The organism is Collinsella aerofaciens (genome assembly GCF_039752985.1).
GTDB lineage: Bacteria > Actinomycetota > Coriobacteriia > Coriobacteriales > Coriobacteriaceae > Collinsella > Collinsella aerofaciens_BT.
Genome location: NZ_JBDMHA010000135.1, coordinates 1 through 1,272, shown reverse-complemented (window position 1 = coordinate 1,272; position 1,272 = coordinate 1). Strand labels below are relative to the sequence as shown.

Below are 1,272 nucleotides of genomic sequence, written 5' to 3'. Positions count from 1 at the left end.
TCTCTATACCATTCGCCCTATTTGAAGGCAGGGTAGACTTCAAAACAGCGCCATATGGACTAACTAAAGCTCCAAAACAACGTATCGGCATTGAATTGAGCACTTCGAGTCCTCAGAACTTATACGTATCCGAACTAACTGTCCACCTCTGATTTCGACGGCCGTCCAAACGCCCCTAAACGCCCTCAATTACCCTCCATTTGACAGCGGCAACAGGGTCGCTCACCATAGCAGGCGACAAATCGACGAAAGGAAGCACATGGCAGCTGCACAGCCGCTTAAGATTCGCATGGTTGCCGGGCTTGGCAACCCTGGCGATGAGTATGCCGAGACCCGCCACAACGCTGGCTTCAAAGCAATCGACGAGTTGGCCCGTCAGGCCGGTGTCACGTACTGGAAAAACCAGGCAGGCGCCGAGGTCGCGCTCATCAACATCAACGATCCCGAGGAAGAGGGAGGCAAGCGCCAGATTGTACTGGTCAAGCCGCAGTCATACATGAATACCTCGGGCGGTCCCATCTCCAAGCTCTGCCGCGAGTACAAAATCAAGGCCGAGGAGCTGCTCGTGATCCACGACGAGCTCGACATTCCCGCCGGTGACGTGCGCGTCAAGGTGGGCGGAGGCCATGCCGGTCACAACGGCCTGCGCTCCATCATCGACAAGATGGGCAGCCGCGACTTCAGCCGCATCCGCACCGGCATCGGCAACCCTCCCGGCAAGATGGCCGTCGCCGACTACGTTCTTAAACAGCTGCGCGCCCGCGAGGCCGAGGATTTCCAGGACACCTGCGCCCGCGCGGCCGACGCCGCCGGCCTGGCGATCGTGCACGGCGTGGTCTATGCCCGCGACCACGTCAACGGTGCCGCCTCCGCCAACGGCAAGCACTAAAACCTACCATTTAGGGACAGGTTTATTTTGGCAGGTTTTATATGCGGAAACGCCGCGGATGCCGCGTCGCAATAAACCCTGTGCCGCCATACATATGCAACGCTCCAAAGGGGGCCGGCCTCACCGAAGCGCGAGGCCGGCCCCCTTTGCCGTTTTACCTGATAAAACCGACCAAAATAAACCTCTCCCCCTTTGGTAGGCCAAAGTGGATAAACCCTGCTCCCAACAGCCGAAGACACACGTAAGTGACATGTCCATGAGGGTATAATTTGCACCGTATGTCTGCACAACGCCTGTGCGCGTACGGTTTTATTCGGGCTACCGTCCATTTCCGTGGAGGCACGGTTCGGCGGCCCTAACAAGAGAGGGGTTCTATGTATAAG

Annotated in this window: 1 protein-coding gene; it reads left to right on the top strand. The window is 57.8% G+C overall.

The features are described 5' to 3' along the window. Positions 1 to 259 precede the first annotated feature (259 nt). The gene (gene pth, locus ABHR76_RS10035; RefSeq protein ID WP_329738821.1) at positions 260 to 889 is read left to right on the top strand and encodes an aminoacyl-tRNA hydrolase; all 630 of its coding nucleotides are present in this window, start codon (positions 260 to 262) and stop codon (positions 887 to 889) included. Positions 890 to 1,272 lie beyond the last annotated feature (383 nt).

Bases quoted from the DNA above. Each gene is read 5' to 3' on its own strand.
- pth (WP_329738821.1), top strand. From the start codon at position 260: ATGGCAGCTGCACAGCCGCTTAAGATTCGCATGGTTGCCGGGCTTGGC.